The 17,799-nt window shown below is 41.1% G+C and carries 15 protein-coding genes; 5 read left to right on the forward strand and 10 right to left on the reverse strand.

Features of this window, described 5'->3' with window-relative positions; genetic code table 11:
* Positions 1 to 65: 65 nt before the first annotated feature.
* From cysN to galE, 5 genes are all read left to right on the forward strand, one after another.
* On the forward strand, positions 66 to 1,478 hold the full coding sequence (cysN, locus tag ACOB82_RS00100) for a sulfate adenylyltransferase subunit CysN (protein ID WP_448210868.1): 1,413 nt from the start codon (positions 66 to 68) through the stop codon (positions 1,476 to 1,478).
* A gap of 93 nt (positions 1,479 to 1,571) precedes the next feature.
* Complete coding sequence (locus tag ACOB82_RS00105; RefSeq protein ID WP_448210869.1) at positions 1,572 to 3,302, forward strand: SLC13 family permease; 1,731 nt, start codon at positions 1,572 to 1,574, stop codon at positions 3,300 to 3,302.
* Between the two features lie 35 nt (positions 3,303 to 3,337).
* Positions 3,338 to 3,937 (forward strand): adenylyl-sulfate kinase, encoded by a 600-nt coding sequence (cysC, locus tag ACOB82_RS00110; RefSeq protein ID WP_448210870.1) that lies wholly within the window; start codon positions 3,338 to 3,340, stop codon positions 3,935 to 3,937.
* A 5-nt stretch (positions 3,938 to 3,942) separates the two neighbouring features.
* Positions 3,943 to 4,899: a DHH family phosphoesterase gene (locus ACOB82_RS00115; protein WP_448210871.1), complete on the forward strand. Its 957-nt coding sequence runs from the start codon at positions 3,943 to 3,945 to the stop codon at positions 4,897 to 4,899.
* A 73-nt stretch (positions 4,900 to 4,972) separates the two neighbouring features.
* Positions 4,973 to 5,986, forward strand: coding sequence for a UDP-glucose 4-epimerase GalE (gene galE / locus ACOB82_RS00120; protein ID WP_448210872.1), 1,014 nt, complete (start codon positions 4,973 to 4,975; stop codon positions 5,984 to 5,986).
* A 107-nt stretch (positions 5,987 to 6,093) separates the two neighbouring features.
* Here the strand turns inward: galE and ACOB82_RS00125 are convergent, their stop codons facing one another.
* The 10 genes from ACOB82_RS00125 to ACOB82_RS00170 all read right to left on the reverse strand — a co-directional run bounded on the left by ACOB82_RS00125 (position 6,094) and on the right by ACOB82_RS00170 (position 17,581).
* Positions 6,094 to 7,314 (reverse strand): EAL and HDOD domain-containing protein, encoded by a 1,221-nt coding sequence (locus ACOB82_RS00125; RefSeq protein WP_448210873.1) that lies wholly within the window; start codon positions 7,312 to 7,314, stop codon positions 6,094 to 6,096.
* 167 nt (positions 7,315 to 7,481) lie between these two features.
* Complete coding sequence (putP, locus tag ACOB82_RS00130; protein WP_448210874.1) at positions 7,482 to 8,942, reverse strand: sodium/proline symporter PutP; 1,461 nt, start codon at positions 8,940 to 8,942, stop codon at positions 7,482 to 7,484.
* A 109-nt stretch (positions 8,943 to 9,051) separates the two neighbouring features.
* Positions 9,052 to 9,765 carry a DUF3379 family protein gene (locus ACOB82_RS00135; RefSeq protein ID WP_448210875.1) on the reverse strand — a complete coding sequence of 238 codons (714 nt, stop codon included), beginning with the start codon at positions 9,763 to 9,765 and terminating at the stop codon, positions 9,052 to 9,054.
* A complete protein-coding gene (locus tag ACOB82_RS00140) occupies positions 9,758 to 10,273 on the reverse strand; it encodes a sigma-70 family RNA polymerase sigma factor (RefSeq protein ID WP_448210876.1) in 516 nt (171 codons plus the stop codon). The genes ACOB82_RS00135 and ACOB82_RS00140 overlap by 8 nt, the downstream gene beginning before the upstream one ends.
* 221 nt (positions 10,274 to 10,494) lie before the next feature.
* Positions 10,495 to 12,204: a BatD family protein gene (locus ACOB82_RS00145; RefSeq protein ID WP_448210877.1), complete on the reverse strand. Its 1,710-nt coding sequence runs from the start codon at positions 12,202 to 12,204 to the stop codon at positions 10,495 to 10,497.
* Complete coding sequence (locus ACOB82_RS00150) at positions 12,198 to 14,108, reverse strand: VWA domain-containing protein (RefSeq protein ID WP_448210878.1); 1,911 nt, start codon at positions 14,106 to 14,108, stop codon at positions 12,198 to 12,200. Before ACOB82_RS00150 ends, ACOB82_RS00145 begins: the two co-directional genes overlap by 7 nt.
* Positions 14,105 to 15,136, reverse strand: a complete 1,032-nt coding sequence (locus tag ACOB82_RS00155; RefSeq protein WP_448210879.1) for a vWA domain-containing protein — start codon at positions 15,134 to 15,136, stop codon at positions 14,105 to 14,107. Before ACOB82_RS00155 ends, ACOB82_RS00150 begins: the two co-directional genes overlap by 4 nt.
* Complete coding sequence (locus ACOB82_RS00160) at positions 15,129 to 15,617, reverse strand: DUF4381 domain-containing protein (RefSeq protein WP_448210880.1); 489 nt, start codon at positions 15,615 to 15,617, stop codon at positions 15,129 to 15,131. The genes ACOB82_RS00155 and ACOB82_RS00160 overlap by 8 nt, the downstream gene beginning before the upstream one ends.
* Entirely contained in the window at positions 15,605 to 16,612 is a 1,008-nt protein-coding gene (locus ACOB82_RS00165; RefSeq protein ID WP_448210881.1) for a DUF58 domain-containing protein, read from the reverse strand. The genes ACOB82_RS00160 and ACOB82_RS00165 overlap by 13 nt, the downstream gene beginning before the upstream one ends.
* A gap of 12 nt (positions 16,613 to 16,624) precedes the next feature.
* Positions 16,625 to 17,581, reverse strand: a complete 957-nt coding sequence (locus tag ACOB82_RS00170) for an AAA family ATPase (RefSeq protein ID WP_448210882.1) — start codon at positions 17,579 to 17,581, stop codon at positions 16,625 to 16,627.
* Positions 17,582 to 17,799: the final 218 nt, after the last annotated feature.

Here is a 17,799-nt window from a genome sequence, read left to right on the forward strand (position 1 = left end):
TCCCGAACGTTATCGACCATAATTTTGATTGATATAGATTAATAAAAGATAGTTAGGAAATCCCAATGAGTCACCAGTCAGACTTAATCGAGCAAGATATTCAAGCGTACTTGAAGCAGCATGAAAATAAAGAACTAGTGCGCTTTTTAACCTGTGGCAGTGTTGATGATGGTAAAAGTACCTTAATTGGTCGCTTGTTACATGATTCTAAAATGATTTTTGAAGATCAATTAGCCGCCATTGAAAAAGACAGTAAGAAGTCAGGTACTACCGGTGAAGCAGTTGACTTAGCTTTGCTTGTTGATGGTTTGCAATCTGAGCGTGAGCAGGGCATTACCATTGATGTTGCATACCGTTATTTTTCAACAGATAAACGTAAATTTATTATCGCCGACACCCCAGGTCATGAGCAGTATACCCGTAATATGGCAACCGGTGCCTCAACCTGTGATTTAGCTATTATTCTGATTGATGCTCGCCGTGGTGTCCAAGTTCAAACCCGTCGCCATTCCTTTATTTGTTCGCTACTTGGCATCAAGCATGTGCTGGTTGCGGTTAATAAAATGGACTTGGTGAAGTACGATCAAGAGCGCTATCAGCAGATTAAGAAAGATTATCGCGAGTTTGCCGAGTCCCTGAACTTTGATGATATCCGCTTTGTGCCTATTTCTGCGCTAAATGGTGATAACGTTGTTGAAGAAAGTGACAATATGACCTGGTACCCAGGTGCGACGTTAATGAAGCTGCTCAATACCATTACCGTTGAACCGGCAAATCAGTTAAATGAATTTCGTTTCCCAGTGCAATACGTTAATCGCCCGCACCTTAATTTTAGAGGTTTTGCTGGTACCGTAGCCGCAGGTCAGGTACGAGTGGGTGATACTATTGTTGCTTTGCCGTCAGGCAAAGAAAGTGAAGTTAAATCAATTATTACGTTTGACGGGGAATTAGAACGAGCTGATCATGGTCAGGCGGTAACATTAACCTTAACTGATGAAATTGATATTAGCCGTGGTGATATGTTGGTGCGTAAAGGCAGTACCATTAGTTCATCGAAAGAGTTTAATGCTTCAGTCGTATGGATGCATGAAGAAAGCCTAGAAACTGGTCGAGAGTATTATATTAAGCATGGCACTAATGTTACTACCGGTCACGTTACTCAAGTTGTTAACCGTACTGATGTTAATACGATGGAGCAAAGTGAAACCAATAACTTAGGCCTTAACGAAATTGGTTTAGTTAATTTTGAAACTGCTCAAGCGTTACATTTTGACCCTTATCAACTTAACCCTGAAACCGGTGCCTTCATTATTATTGACCGTTTAACTAATGTTACCGTTGGTGCAGGGATGATTAACGGTAAGTCTGAACAAGTAACAACTCAGCAATTCACTGACTTTGAAATTGAATTTAATGCTTTGATTCGTAAACACTTCCCACATTGGGGAGCGCGCGATCTATCAAAACTATTTAAATAATAATATTTAGGCTACCACTTGCTCACCCAACTTAGTTAGGTAATAGTAGGTGGTAGCTAACTACTTGAATATCAGCATAAAGAGACAGCTTTTATGACAGCAATGCAATGGTTTGTACTGGCTGTTTTTTTTATCACCTTTATTAGCCTTATTAAGTTTCAAAAAATACCTGAGCGGGTATTTTTTGGCGCAACTTTAGTTTGTTTATTAGTATCCGTTGTTTCTACCGAAGAAGTGTTAGCCAATGCGGTTAACCCAGGGCTTATTACTTTAATATTATTGGTGCTGTGCTCATTTTCGTTTGAGCGAACCAGCGTATTACGTAAACTTTCAAATATTCTGATCAGCGGCTCAAAAGCTAAATCCATTATTCGCACGTTAACTAGCGCCGCATTTGCTTCGGCATTAATGAATAACACGGCGGTGGTTGCCAGCTTAATTAATACCGTTAAAAACAACACGTTAATCAACCCTGGTAAATTGTTGTTGCCGTTATCATTTGTCGCCATTTTAGGTGGCACCTTAACCTTAGTCGGCACCTCGACTAATTTATTAGTTAACAGCTTGTATATTGATCAACGTGGTCAATCGCTGCAATTTTTTGACTTTACCTTAGTGGGATTAGCAGCCTTGATGAGCTGCTTTTTATTAATTTTACTTCGGGCACCAAGTTTGCCCAACATTGCTAAAGAGTCATTACAGACGCAGGAGTATTTGCTAGAAGCAGAAGTTATTGAAAATTCGGCGTTAATAGGGCGCTCAGTTGAAGAAAATGGTTTACGAAATTTAGACTCAATTTTCTTGGTTGAGGTAGTTCGAAAAGGCCGATTAATATCACCTGTTACCCCTGATGAAGTATTACAAGCGCACGATAAACTTATCTTTACCGGTGATATTTCTAAAGTGCTAACCTTGCAGCAATTTGACGGCTTAACCTTATTTGCTGAACAAGATGGACTGCTGCGGGATAACTTAACGGAAGTCGTGATAAAGCCAGATTCTTCAGTGATCGGCAAGAGCTTGAAAAGCGCTGGTTTTCGGGCAAGGTTTGATGCGGCGGTAGTTGCCATTCGCCGAGAAGGGGAAACGCTGTCGGGCAAATTAGGTGAAATTGTCATTCGCTCCGGTGATTTTCTGGTATTGGCTGTGGGGGGAGACTTTAGCTCACGCACCAACTTATCAAAAAACTTTTTTATTTTATCGGGTCACCAACCGGATAATATGTTGTCTGGCTGGCGTGATAAATTAACGGTGCTGGGCTTTTTTACTTCAATTGCCTTATCGGTTGTTACCGAACTGTCTTTATTAAAATGTTTAATGTTTTATACCGCAGCACTCGTTTTCAGTGGTTGCCTTACCGTTAATGAAATTAAACGCCGCTTTCCACTAGAAATCTGGATGATAGTGCTTAGCGCATTAACGTTAGCTAAAGCCATGGAAAATAGTGGTTTAGCGTTAGTTTTAGCCAATGGCGTTGAGCAATTGCTAGCCGGTCAAAGTGTCTACTTTGCCTTTGTCATGATTTTTGTTTTAGCACTCTTAGTGACTGAGCTAGTAACGAATAATGCTGCTGCTGCACTGGTTTTCCCCATTGCTTACAATATTGCTATTGGCTTAGGAGTGAACCCGATGCCATTTGTTATGGCAGTGGCTTTTGCTGCTAGTGGTAGCTTTATCAGCCCTTATGGTTATCAAACTAATGTCATGGTGTATAACGCTGCCAATTATCGTTTAATTGATTTTGTGAAATTTGGTATTCCGGTGTCTTTAACCTATTCAGCGGTGGTTTTACTGATGATCCCAATAATTTTCCCTTTTTATTAATGAGCAACGACTTTAGCTAGGATAATAGAAAAGCTATGAAAACAGAAAATACTGTCTGGCACCAACAACATATTGTTAAGTCACAGCGCGCTGCGCAAAAACATCAACAACCTTGTTTATTGTGGTTTACCGGCTTAAGTGGTTCAGGTAAGTCAACAATTGCCAATGCTGTTGATGCTTTATTGTTTGAACGAAACCATCACACCTATTTACTTGATGGAGATAATGTCAGACATGGCTTAAATGGTGATTTAGGCTTTGGTGATGCTGATCGCGTTGAAAATATTCGACGTATCGGCGAAGCGGCGAAATTATTTTTAGATGCCGGATTAATTGTTTCAACTGCCTTTATTTCGCCATTTGCTCAAGATAGAGCACAAGCGCGTCAGCTTTTAGAAGCTAATGAATTTATTGAAGTGTTTATTGATACGCCAATTGAGATTTGCGAGCAGCGTGATCCGAAAGGTTTATATAAAAAGGCGCGAGCAGGAGAGATAAAAGATTTTACTGGCATTGATTCAGTCTATGATATTCCACAAGCACCCGAAATTCATATTAAAACCGCAGAAGCTTCCATTGCTGAATGCGCACAGCAAATTGTTAACTACCTTGATCAACATGGCTACTTGGAGTAAACGCAATGCATTATGACGTATTTAATGGCGATGCCGATGGTATTTTGGCGTTAGTGCAACTGCGATTAGCGGAGCCCAAAGAGAGTCAGCTGGTTACTGGTGTTAAACGTGATATCGCGTTAGTGCAGCAAGTTCCTAGTGACAAGGCAAGCTCGGTTACTGTGCTTGATGTTTCGATGGAAAAAAATATGGATGCCGTCAAGCAATTAGTTAACGCAAAAGTGCCTGTATTTTATGCTGATCATCATCGCTCTGGAGATATTCCTGCATCTGAACAGTTAACTGCACTTATTGATTTAGATGCTAATACTTGCACCAGTTTAATTATCAATAATTATTTAGGTGAACGTTATTACTTGTGGGCAATTGCTGCAGCATTTGGCGATAATATGACAGCTTCCGCGCAAGCATTGGCCAAGCAGCACCAGTTAACAGATGTTGATACAGCATTTTTAAAAAATCTTGGCATATACATTAATTACAATGGTTATGGCCGCACTGAAAGTGACTTGCATTTTCACCCTGCTGATTTGTTTAAACGCTTATTAGCTCATGAAAACCCATTAAGCCTAAAAGATGATGCTAACTCGGTGTTTTATCATCTTGAGCGTGCTTACAACGAGGATATAGCGCAGGCAAATAATGCCATTATTCATTTTGAAAACAGTCAGGTAAAAGTATTAGAATTGCCTGATGAAGCATGGTCGCGTCGGGTAAGTGGTGTTTATGGTAATGAACTTGCCAATCAATCGCCGGATAAGGCACATGCAGTGTTAACAAAAAATCAAGATGATAGTTTTACCGTAAGTGTTCGAGCGCCATTAAATAATAAGCAAGGTGCTGATGTTGTTTGTAGTAGCTTTGCCACTGGCGGTGGCCGTGCAGCAGCTGCGGGGATTAATCAGCTACCAGTTACAGAACTGGATAACTTTATTAGTGCATTGTCGGCTTTTTATAACTAACAGAAGTTAAATGAAGCTAGCTTAAGCGAATTTTACCGATTAAATTATCAAAAGGAATGATTAGGGGAACTAGATGAATTTATTATTAACTGGTGGCATGGGTTATATTGGCAGCCATACCGTTGTCGAACTTTTAGCTAAGCAACATCAGGTGATTATTTTTGATAATTTATCCAATTCCTCTGATGCGGTGTTAGGGCGCATTGAACAAATTACCGGTAAACAGGCGATTTTTGTTCAAGGCGATATTTGTAATCGCGACGATTTACATCAGGTTTTTAGTCAATACAAAATTGATGCAGTGATCCATTTTGCTGGGTTGAAAGCGGTAGGCGAGTCTTGCCAAAAGCCACTAAGTTATTATGAAAATAACGTCTGTGGTTCAGTGAAGCTGTTTCAAGCAATGGCTGATTTTAACGTTAAACAGTTGGTTTTTAGCTCATCGGCAACCGTTTATGGCGAAGGTAATGAATCACCTTTGGTTGAAACCATGGCAACCTCAGCGACCAATCCTTATGGTCAAACAAAATTGATGATTGAAAATATCTTATTTGATTTAGCGAAAAGTGATGCAGAGTGGTCAATTATCAATTTACGCTATTTTAATCCGATTGGCGCGCACCACTCAGGCTTGATTGGTGAAAACCCGAAAGGTATTCCAAATAATTTATTGCCTTATGTCGCACAGGTTGCTGTTGGAAAACTTAAGTGTTTAAGTGTTTATGGTGATGATTATGACACGGCCGATGGCACTGGTGTTCGAGATTATATTCATGTCGTTGATTTAGCCAAAGGTCATGTAAAGGCGCTAGAAAAGTTGAGTTCATTTAGTGGTTGTCAGGCGATAAACTTAGGAACAGGCAATGGCACCTCGGTACTTGAAATCGTCAATGCATTTTCTCGAATCAGTGGCCAAGATATTCCTTATCAAATAATGCCGCGTCGCTCAGGCGATTTAGCTACTGTCTATGCGAATGCCAGCAAAGCTGAAAGCGAATTAAATTGGCGGGCTGAAAAAGATTTAACCGCGATGATTGAAGATACGTGGCGCTGGCAATCAACTAACCCTAATGGTTATGACGACTAGCGGATTTGATATTTTAAATTTAAACAAAATATAAAAAAGAGCGCAAATAGCGCTCTTTTATGTATGAGAAAACAATAGGTTAATTGTTCTAGATTAGGTGACTTAGATTAGGTAACCTGTGCCGCTTGTTCATCAGCCCAAGCGACCGCTTCGTTATAACACTCTACCGTATCTTCTTTATTTAGCTGCAGCTTTTCCATCACCACTTGGCTTTTATCCCAGTCAGCGTGCTCAATAAATTCGACGAGCTTGATTAGTGCAGCTAACACACCTTTTTTAGTCAATAAGGTATCTTTAATTTCCTGCGATAATGGTAGTTTTTGCAACACTTCCTCTAATGGTTCATCCAAAATGGCATCAATCATTGATAATAAGCCGGTTAAGAATGCGATAGAAGCATCGATACGGGTATTGACCTTATCTGATATTAACTCGCAGAATTTAGCGCGGGTCATTGACATATTGATCAATTCAGTCGGTTTATCTGGGTTAACGTTAGCTGCAAACATTAAACCGATAAAGCGTTTAAGCTCGCCAGAGCCTAAAATGACTAGCGCTTGCTTAATGGTGGCAATTTCACTGCGACGTCTAAAAATTGGTGAGTTAGCATAGCGTAATAGTTTATATGACAGCGATACATCGCGTTCAAATACCGAAGTAATACTAGTTAAATCTAATTCTGGTTTACTGGTTTCATAAAGCAGTTCTGCCATTGCCATTTGTGATGGCGAAAGGTTTTTCGCTTTAACCATTTCTGGTTTTGAGAAGAAAAAGCCTTGGAAGTAATCAAAGCCTAATTCAAGGGCTTGATTATATTCTTCATAGGTTTCTACTTTTTCAGCAAGTAATTGAATATGTGGGTGACTAGCAATTGCTTGCTTAATCTCATTAATTTGCTCAAGACTGGTATCTTGAATATCAATTTTGATAATTTTGATGTAAGGGTAGAAGTGTGCCCACACACCTTGATGAACGTAGTCATCCAAGGCAAGGGTATAACCTTCTTCATGTAGTTCCTTGCAAAGCCCCAGTAGTTTTTTGCCTGGCTTGATGGTTTCAAGCACTTCGACAACCACTTCTTCGGTGGTTAACATTTTAGGGTAACCTTGTTCTAAGGTTTCTAGGGTAAAGTTAATAAACGCTGGTTTATTGCCAGTAAACTCATGGATGCCCATATTAAATCTACTAGCTTCAACCATTTTACTGGTTGCTTCGTCACCGTCGATATCAGGGAATACGTTATTAATACTGTCCCTAAATAATAACTCGTAAGCAAAGAGGTTTTTGTCTTTATCCAAAATGGGCTGGCGAGCCGCATAAAAATACATGAATTAACAATCCTTAGCTGTGTCGTTCTTTGATTTAGCGCCAACTAGCACGGCGCTAAATCAACTAAACTTGAAGTGGCATTTTAATAACTATCTTAATAATGCGAACTATAAATTATTCGTTATAAGATAGCCATTTAATTCACAAATAGAGGCTTATTTCTCTGTTACTCTTGCTTTAAGCGATTAAAAATTTGCTCAAGCTGATCATCGTCTTTATGGTTAACTTTAGAGAAAATATAGCCTGCTGCAAATGCCACAATAAAGCCTGGCACTATTTCATAAAGTTCAAATATACCGCCGCTTAGTTGCTTCCAAACAACAACAGTGACAGCGCCTGAAATAATCGCAGCAATTGCGCCAAACTTATTAAACTTAGACCAAAATAGCGAAAGGATCACGGTTGGGCCAAATGCTGCGCCGAAACCTGCCCATGCATAACTTACTAAATCTAATACTGAACTTTCTGGGTTTGTGGCAATTAGCGTTGAAATAACGGCAATACCTGCTAATGAAAAACGTGACAGCCAGACTAATTGTTTTTCTGAGGCATTTTTATTAAATAAGTGTTTATAAAAATCTTCAACAACAACACTTGAACACACTAATAATTGTGAATCAATGGTACTCATAATCGCTGATAAAATAGCAGCAATTAGCACGCCAGCAACCCAAGGGTTAAGTACAGCAGAAGATAGTGTTAAGAAAATTGTTTCAGGATTTTCAAGGGGATTGCTAGCAAAATAAGCAACACCCACTAAGCCGACAGATAATGCGCCAATTAAAGATAACGTCATCCAGCCCATAGCAATATTACGCGCAACAGGAATATCTTTAGTTGAGCGAATAGCCATAAAGCGGCTAAGAATATGTGGCTGACCAAAATAGCCTAAGCCCCACGCCATTAATGAAATAAAACCAATCCAAGTAAAGTTTTTAAATAATTCACCGTATTCAGGATTCACTTGCTCTAAAATCGCTTTGGTTTCGTTTAACCCACCTAAAGATTCCATAGCAGCAATTGGCAGCAAAACTAGCGCAATTAACATTAAGCAGCCTTGGAAAAAGTCAGTCCAGCTTACCGCAAGAAAACCTCCTAAAAAGGTATAAGAAACAATAACAACTGCGCCGGTAATTAGTGCTGTGGTGTAACTTAAATCGAATACTTTTTCGAATAAAATTGCGCCGCCTACTAAACCCGAAGACACGTAAAACGTGAAGAACAGTAAAATGGTTGCCGCAGAAACGAAACGAATAATGTGTGATTTGTCATTAAAACGGTTTTCAAAAAACTCAGGCAGCGTTAATGAATCATCAGCATTTGCGGTAAATTGACGTAAACGTGGTGCAACAATCAGCCAATTACAAAATGCACCTAATACTAAACCTACCCCTATCCAGACCTCACTGACACCTGATAAATAAATAGCGCCAGGTAAACCGAGTAATAACCAGCCACTCATGTCTGATGCGCCAACGCTTAGTGCAGTAACAGCTGGCCCTAATTGGCGTCCACCTAAAATATAGTCACTGAGAGTATCGGTTGCGCGGTATGCGATATAGCCAATTGCGAGGGTTGCGATTAAGTAACCAATGAAGGTTACTAAGGTAGGGATTGCGATTGTCATTACACCATTCTTGTTAGTTATAGAAGCTTACTCCAATGCTAACAAGAATGGTATGTATGAAAAAGTGCTCAATTTACAATTGAGCTTGTTTTATAGACTTTTTATCGATTTAAATCGTCCAAGTGGTGTTTTGGTTAATATTTTGCTGCCATGTCGATAATGATTCGTTTTTATCACCTACCACGATGACTTGGTTTTTACCAAAGTCGAGTGCTTCACCATTTAAGCGTTGATCGCTAAATTCTTTAGTAAAAGCCACTTCGCTGCGCTTAGGTACAATAAAAATATTTACCGGTGAATATTTTCCCTGAAAGACCAGATGTAAACTTTTAACACCGTCAAAACGACAATAATCTGCTGATAAAAGCTCACCTATTGGCTTGATAAAGCTACCATTAAAACTTTCCATTTTACCGTTAAGCGATGTTAAAGAGACACGCTGAGCCATATTATTCGAGAACTTATTTATCTCGTGATAAACGTGCGCGAGTGCGTAGTCACCTAAGTTTTTATAAGTACTTGAAAACTGGCTAAAGTTAACGAGAACACCAAGGCCAATAGCGACCGATGCAGCAATGGCTAAATGCATTCTTTTCTTACGCTTATCTTGACGGTGACTGGCTAGTGCTTGGCGTAAGATCAGTTTATCAGATAACCCTTCAGGCACGGATACTGCCATTGCCTGGCTAATTTTATCTTCAAGTTCAGCTAGTTCTTGGGCAAATTTTGCACGGCCGCTATCGCCTCGTTTAGCTTCGTGTAGCTTGGGATCTTTACTACTGGGATCGGCATATAGTAGTCGTCTAAATTCTAAGTCATCCATTGTATTTACCTCGTTTCAATGGCTCTTTTTCCAATGCTTCTTTTAGCTGATTGCGAGCGCGGAATAATCGGGTCATTACTGTATTTTTATTTAAGTTGAGCAGCTCTGCGATTTCTTCACCGCTAAAACCAGCAACAACCTGCAGTACTAGCGGTTCTCTATATTCTTCCGGCAATTTTGCGATACGTTCTCTGAGCCAATAATTTTCAATATTTTGCTCTGTGCTGGTGGTAACGGTATCGGTTAATGACGACTCTTCGTATTCCGCCATATCAAAGCGTTTACGTTCAAATCGGCGAGCATTTTCACGGCGTAATATAGTGATCAGCCAAGCTTTAGCTGCTTTTTCATCTTTAAGCGAGTCTAATGCTCGCCAAGCGCGTAAAAAGGTTTCTTGCACTAAATCTTCCGCCACTTGTTTATCGTGGCATAACCAAAAGGCATAGCGAAAAAGATCGGCGTGGAATGTTTTTACTAACGCTTCATATCTAATTTGTTTCGTACTCATGTTTGTAAAGACCTTAACCGAGGGAATTTAATTTCGAGCAAACGAATTTTTCTTATATTAATCAATAGAAGCAAACCAGAAAAACGCAACATAAGCGAGTAATTCAGTTTCTGTCAGTAAAAGCAAAGGGTGAGGGAGCTAAAGACCTTTATCAGGCCTTTAGCGAATTTATTTCTAAGCAAGTGTTAGAAAATAGGTGACAAATAAACGGTAAAAATAACTTAAGGGTTTAAGGTTAAGCCATTTGCCCTAGCGCCTTGGCTTTTTTGCGACTTATTAAAATCGGTAATCGCCACCATTAATGCTTTGCCTTGCCATTGGTTTGACGCCTCGCCACCATTACCACTATTGGCGCTATAAAAGTGACTTTGTAGCTGGTCAATGGCATCACATAAAGTCGCATCATTACATTGCTGTTTAAGGGCGGCAAGTGTTGTCACTTGTGCTTGGCTAACACTATTAAACCAGGGCACTAAAAGCTGGAGCGCCACTTGCCCTTGGTTTTGCTTGCAGGCAGCGAGCAGTGCTAAATGGGCATCATTTGTTTTAATAGCCGTTGCTGGTGAGCTAGGCGTGGTATTTTTACGGCGAATTAGCTCAGTGGCTAGCCATGCAATAGTTGTCGCTAACCATAAACCTAAAAACAACCATTGTAAGTTCGATGAGCTCTGAGCTGCAAAGCTAGCGGGTATTGTTGGCTGCGCAGGTGTTGGCTGTTGCATAGATGCATTACTTGCCGGTGTTGCAACTGGCACTACTGGTCTTAAGGCATCAGGGGCATTTGGGTTAACAGCAATATCAATGGTGTGCTCTGGCAATGTTGTTACTTCTTGACGATTAGTCACGGTATTCCACCATTTAACTGCTACTGGCGGTAGGGTGTATTTACCTGGTTTAGTTGCGACAATAGCGAAATTGCTGACGGTTTGGCTAACTAAACGGCCATTAGCAATATTGGAATGGGCAGATTGCTGATCAGGATATACTTTAAGGCCATTTGGTACATCCATTTGTAATTCGGGTAATTGTTCAGCACTCACGCCTACTGCGGTTAAGGTAATGGTGCGGGTAATGGGATCGCCTACACGATATTCTTCACCTGCAGGTTGCCATTCTTGATGCAAAGTCAGCAACTCACTCGGTAACCAGTGCCCCTGAAAACTTGTAGGCATAGGTTTTACTTTAATTGGTACTTCATCACCCAAAACGCTGATGGCTTTAGTTTCGCCAAAACTTAAAAAGTTAGACCGCCTTGGCGATTGCACCATGATTTCGCCCGAAAACATCGGTGAGCGTAGTTCAAAATCACCACTTTGCTGCGGTGTCACGGCAAAGGTTCGTTGAATAACGCGATAGCGACGACCATTGATAATGGTGTCTGCTTCTTCGTCTTTACCCACTTGGGCAATGGTTGCGCCCTCAAGCTCTGGTTCGGTTAAGCTGCCACGTTTAAGTTCAGCAGCAAAATGCAGTTTAACGGTTAAGGTCAGCATTTGTTGAACGTAAACTTCAGTATTGGATACTTCTGCAGTAATAAAAACATCGCGTTGAGTGTCAGCCGCTGGGTCGCTGGCATCTAGTACCGTTAAGGTAATTGGCGCAGTTTGATGACCTTCAACAGATAAAGCTGGGATTAAAATTGTGCCGGTTTTACGGGGTATAATCACCGTTTGCCATGTGGTTGTGCGCGAAGTTTGAAAATTAATCATACTGGTTTGGCTGCTAACCGAAGTGCGCCCGACAACAAAGTCTTTTAATAGTGCTGAAGTATCTAAGGCATCGGTATCGACATCATCATCAGCGGTAACGGTTAAAATAACCGATTCTTTTACCGTTACTGGATTTTTATCAACCGTGGCGGTGACCTGAGTCAAAGCCATGCTGTAAGGGGCGATCAAGATAAATAGCACTAGCCAAAATATTCTTACCACTTTTTCTTATCTCCACTATTGCTGCCTTCTTGGCGTCGTTTTTGATATTCCAATTGCATCTTGTTGCGTAATAATAAATAAGGATCATCGGTTACTTTTTTCAGTAACTGCTGGTGTTTCAATGCCTTTTCCTGATCTATTTGTTGTTGCTGCGCAGATACCGCTTGTTCACTGTCTGCTTGTTGCTCAGTTGACTGTTCTTGCTCTTTAGCTTGTGCTTCACGTGCTTGTTGCTCGGCTTGCTTGTCAGCATCGCCATCTTGCTGAATCTTGTTCTGCTGTTTGTTTTGATCTGCATTTTGCTCAGAAGGATCTGACTGTGACTGTTGAGATTGCTGCTGAGAGTCTTGCTGCTGTTGTGAGTTTTCTTGACCCGACTGCTGATCTGACTGTGATTGCTGTTGATCAGAAGACTGGTTCTGCTGATTTTGATCATCACCTTGCTGTTGACCTTGTTGGTCATTTTGCTGCTGATCATTTTGTGAATCTTGGTTTTGCTCCTGGTTCTGACCTTGCTGTTGATTGTTTTGCTGGTCTTGTTGCTGCTTTAATTGTTCCAGTAAGGCTTTATTGGCTTTGGCATCTTCCATATTTGGATTTAGCGCTAAAGCTTTATCATAGGCAGCAATCGCTTGATCAAGCTGATTTAATTTTGCTAGGGCATTACCTTGGTTGTAAAAGCCTTGAGCGCTATTTAACGCTGAAAACTCGTCAGCCGCAGCTTGATAATCGCCAGCTTTAAAATGGGCAGAACCTTTCCACATCGGATCTTCAAAGGTCGTCGCAGCTTGTTGATATTGCTCTTGATTAAACGCCTGCTGCGCTTGCTGATCTTTAGTTTTCCATAAGTCTTGCCAATCAATAGCCATGGCATCTTGACTGGGCATCATTAATAACATCGCCGGAAGCAGGGTAAACAGTACACCGCGTCTAAAATAAGGCAATAGTAAAGGCAATAGCATTAGCAATAAATATGGGCCTGCTTCCTGCCATTGATCGCCGGTATTAGTGTTGTCAGTTGCTTTATCTTGGGCTTTTGCCGGTAAATTGCTGGCAAGTGCTTTGATATCTCTACTATCAATAGCAATGGTTTGATAATTACCGCCGCTATTAGTGGCAACACCTTCCAGTAAGCCTGCTGAAAGTTTAGGTATGACGATGGCGCCATTGTCATCTTTTAGCAATTCACCGTTAGTTAATTTAATTGGCGCGCCTTCATAACTGCCTATACCTAGAATGTGTAGTTTATGAGGGTATTTAGATGTCCATGCATTTAAGTCTTGAACATCCTCACTATCAATACCGTCGGTAAACCAATAAATATCGCCTTCAATATGGCCAGCATTAGTTAACATTTGTTGAGCAAGCGTTAACGCCGCCAGTGGATTCGAACCCAATACTGGCATTAAGTCAGGACTTAGTGACGGCAATAATAATTTAATATTATTAATATCTTGGGTTAGTGGGCTGATGGTAAAAGCATCACCCGCATAAGCAATTAAGCCTATATCCCCTTCATTTAATTGATCAAGCAGATCAACGGCTTTATAGCGGGCACGAGTTAAACGATTCGGGGTAATATCAGTTGCATACATCGAATAAGACATATCCATAATGATCACTGAACCACGTTCTACCTGATAAACAGGTTGTGGCAGCTTTTGCCAAGTCGGCCCTGCTAACGCGACAATAGTAATGATAAATGCCATTGCCGCTGGAAATAGCGAAAGGCTTTTAGCAGCTGCGCCATGTTCAATCATTTTTTGACTAAGGTGAGGCGGCAAAATCGATATCCAACCGCTATTACTTAGCTGAATTCGTTTAATTAGCCAAATGATCAGTGGCAGTGCCATTAGCGCAATTAACCACATAGGCCGAATAAAATGAAAATCATTTACGTTCATAAGGCCTCCCGAGTTGCAGTTGTTTTGTTGCTAGTCGCGGTATTCAGGCTAAGTGCTTGAGGCTTGTTTAGCCAAAGTAGGTACAAAATTGCTAAAGCTAGTGCGATACCCAATGGCCAATAGAACAGTGCGGTTAAAGGTCGCATTTGCTGTTGCTCTTGCTCGATTGGCTCAAGTTGATCAAGTAGCTGGTAAATTTGCGCCATTGATTGGCTATCACGAGCTCTAAAATATTGACCACCGGTTTCTTCTGCTAATTTGGTTAAGGTTTTTTCATCGAGTTCACTGGATGGATTAATCCGGCGGGTGCCAAATAAAGAGCGTTGCAACATAACATCAGCGCCTATGCCGATGGTGTAAATGGTAATTTTTTTATCGACAGCCAGCTCTAGCGCTTGCTCGGGGGTTATTTTACCTGCGGTGTTTTGGCCGTCAGTAAGTAACAATAATACCCGATTAGACTCTTTCTTTTGTTCAAAGCGTTTAACCGCCAAGGCAATCGCATCACCAATGGCGGTTTTTTGACCGACTAAACCAAGCACGGTTTCATCAAGCATTTGCGCAACGGTGTGGCGATCAAAGGTCATAGGCGTTTGCATATAGGCATCATCACCAAACAAAATCAGACCAAGGCGATCACCAGTGCGGCGCTCAATAAAATCGCCCAGTAATACTTTTAGCATTTGCAAACGGTTAACTGTGCTGCCATTAAGCTCCATATCTTCAACGCGCATACTGCCAGACAGATCGACTGCTATCATCATTTCGCGACCTTCGGTGGGGATATCAACCGCTTCGCCTAACCATTGTGGACGGCTTGCAGCGAGCACGACTAAGCACCAAATTAGCGCCAATATAATTAACGGTGATTTGGTGTTATCTTCAGCACTATTACTGAGGGTAGAACCAGACACTAAGGTCGGCATTCTTAACGCGGCAGCTTTTACTTGTTTTTTGGCCGGTAGTAAATAGGCAATTATCGGAAGCGGTAATGCTAATAAAAGGTAATGCCAAGCAAAACTAATCATTTTGACCTCCGTACGTTAAGTTCTTTAATGCAGCTTTGCTCGGCGGCAAGGCATTTTTCAGCCAAAAATGGATGCTTTGTTTAAAGCCATTGGTATCAAGCTCGGCACTTGGCTGGTATAGATACTCAAGCTTGTCGCCTAGTTGCTGATCAAATACCGTTTGTTTTTTCATTGGCAGTGAACTGATTAAAAATTGCTTTAATGATGCGCCATGTAACTGTGCGGTATGCTGACGCGGGAAATAATTGAGCAGCGCTATTTTTAAAAGCTCGCTAATTTGGCTTGGCGATTCAGCATCTTGCACTGATTGCATTAAGGTATTTCTAATTTTGCGCGCTTTTCTAAAACGCAGGTAAAAGCGAACGAGTGCAATCAAGCTGACTAATACAATGGCCAGTAATAACCACCAACCTGGGGCAATAGGGTAGTTATTTACTTGCTCGGGTAAATGAATATCTTTAAGTTGGGCTAACGGATCCATAACTGCGCTCCGCTGGTTAACTGAGACTCTAATGATTGTCCGGCTGATAATGAAAATACGCGAGCGCCGGATTTTATAAATAGCTGCTCTCGATGGCTCATTGCCTGCGCAACTTTTTCCCGATAACGTTGCTCGGCGTGCACATCACCTAAAGTGATTTGTTGTCGCTGTTTGCCATCGGTAATGGCTAGATTTATGCGCTGCTGGCTTTCGGGTAATGATTGCTCTAACGGATCATTAACTAAACACACTAGCAATTCACAATGACGGCTAATTTGCCGTAAGTGGCGAACACTTTCGTCATTTATGCCATAACCGTCGGTAATGAAATAGACCATACTGCCTGGTTTGGCTAATTGGCGCAGACGTTGGCAGTTTTGCTCAAATGCTTCGTGGTTATCGATAGCTAATAATTCACTCTGGCTAGCGAGCGATTGTTGATGCAAGGTTTCTAGCTGGTGCAAGTAATGTAACACCCCTTGTTTACGTGAGCGCGGTTTCGACTCTAGATGTTGCTGTTCATTAAAAACAATGCCGCCTAAGCGATCGCCACGGCTTTTGGCATGCCAAGCTACAAGTGAGGCAAGGTGTGCCGCTTGTACCGATTTACACATTAATTCACTGCCAAAAAACATGGTGTGACTAAAATCGGTGGCTATCAGCACTGGTCGTTCAATTTCTTCGCGAAATAACTTAGTATGGGTTTTGCCGGTGCGAGCCGTGACCCGCCAATCGATGGCACGAATATCATCACCATGTTGATAATGGCGAACTTCGTCAAACTCCATACCTTTGCCTTTATGCCTAGACAAATAGTTACCAGCCATTTTGGATTTTTGATTAGCGGAAGCTTTTAAATCAATAAGTCCAGTTTTTGACTGATAATGCAACATTTCATCAATGGTAAGTGATACACCATCGCTGCTTAGCGACGCTAGGGTATGTGCAATTGCTGAAAACTTATCAGCTGTTTGATTGCGGTTAAACCACTTCATCGCCAAAATCCTTTAGGCAATGGCAACAAGTTCAAGTAAATGGCTGATCACCATGTCACTGGTAATGCCTTCCGCTTCAGCCTGATAAGTAAGTAACAAGCGATGACGCAGCACATTATGTAAAACCGCTTGCACATCTTCTGGGCTAACAAAATCACGATTATGTAACCAAGCACGGGCACGAGCACAACGATCTAACGCGATAGTGGCACGCGGGCTAGCACCAAATGCTAACCATTGTTTGAGCTTATCGTCATATTTTTCCGGCTGACGAGTGGCGATAATTAAATCAACGATGTATTGCTCAACCGCTGGCGCCATATGAATTTGCAGTACCGCTTCACGGGCGGCAAATATTTCATCTTGCGATAATGTTCGAAGTGGTTTGTTGTTGGTTTTTAATGCTTCACCGCGATTAAGTTTTAATATCGCTAATTCACTTTCGCTGTCAGGATAATCAATGGCTAAGTGCATTAAGAAACGATCAAGTTGTGCTTCTGGCAGTGGGTATGTGCCTTCTTGCTCGATTGGGTTTTGCGTGGCCATCACTAAAAACAGCTCAGGTAATTGATAGGTCTTACGACCAACGGTGATTTGGCCTTCAGCCATCGCCTCAAGTAGCGCTGATTGCACTTTGGCTGGGGCACGGTTAATCTCATCGGCTAGTACTAAATTTCTAAATAATGGCCCAGATTGAAAGACAAAGCTGCCATCTTCTGGTCGATAAATATCAGTACCGGTTAAATCTGCTGGTAGTAAGTCTGGCGTAAATTGTACGCGGTGAAAATCGGCTTCAATACCGTCTGCTAATGCATTAACTGCACGAGTTTTAGCTAAACCTGGCGGTCCTTCCACAATTAAGTGACCATTTGCTAATAAAGCGATTAACAGATTTTCGACTAATTCTTGTTGACCGATAATTTGTTCTGAAAGATAAGTTTTTAACGTTGAAAAGTGTTCTATAGTCATAAGATTTATTTTCTATTTATTGTCAATCTACTAGTGTTTAGACATGGGTGAAGCATAGTTATACCAATTGAGCTAAATATTTAATTCAATTGGTATTATAAATATGCCGTTATTCAGACCTATAAAGTTATATATGGTTCACCCTAATAAAAACAAGGTTAAGCTTGTAAGAAAATGTCGCAAAAAATTTTTAGCAGCTAGCACATGATTAACATTGT

The organism is Colwellia sp. MEBiC06753 (assembly GCF_053470325.1).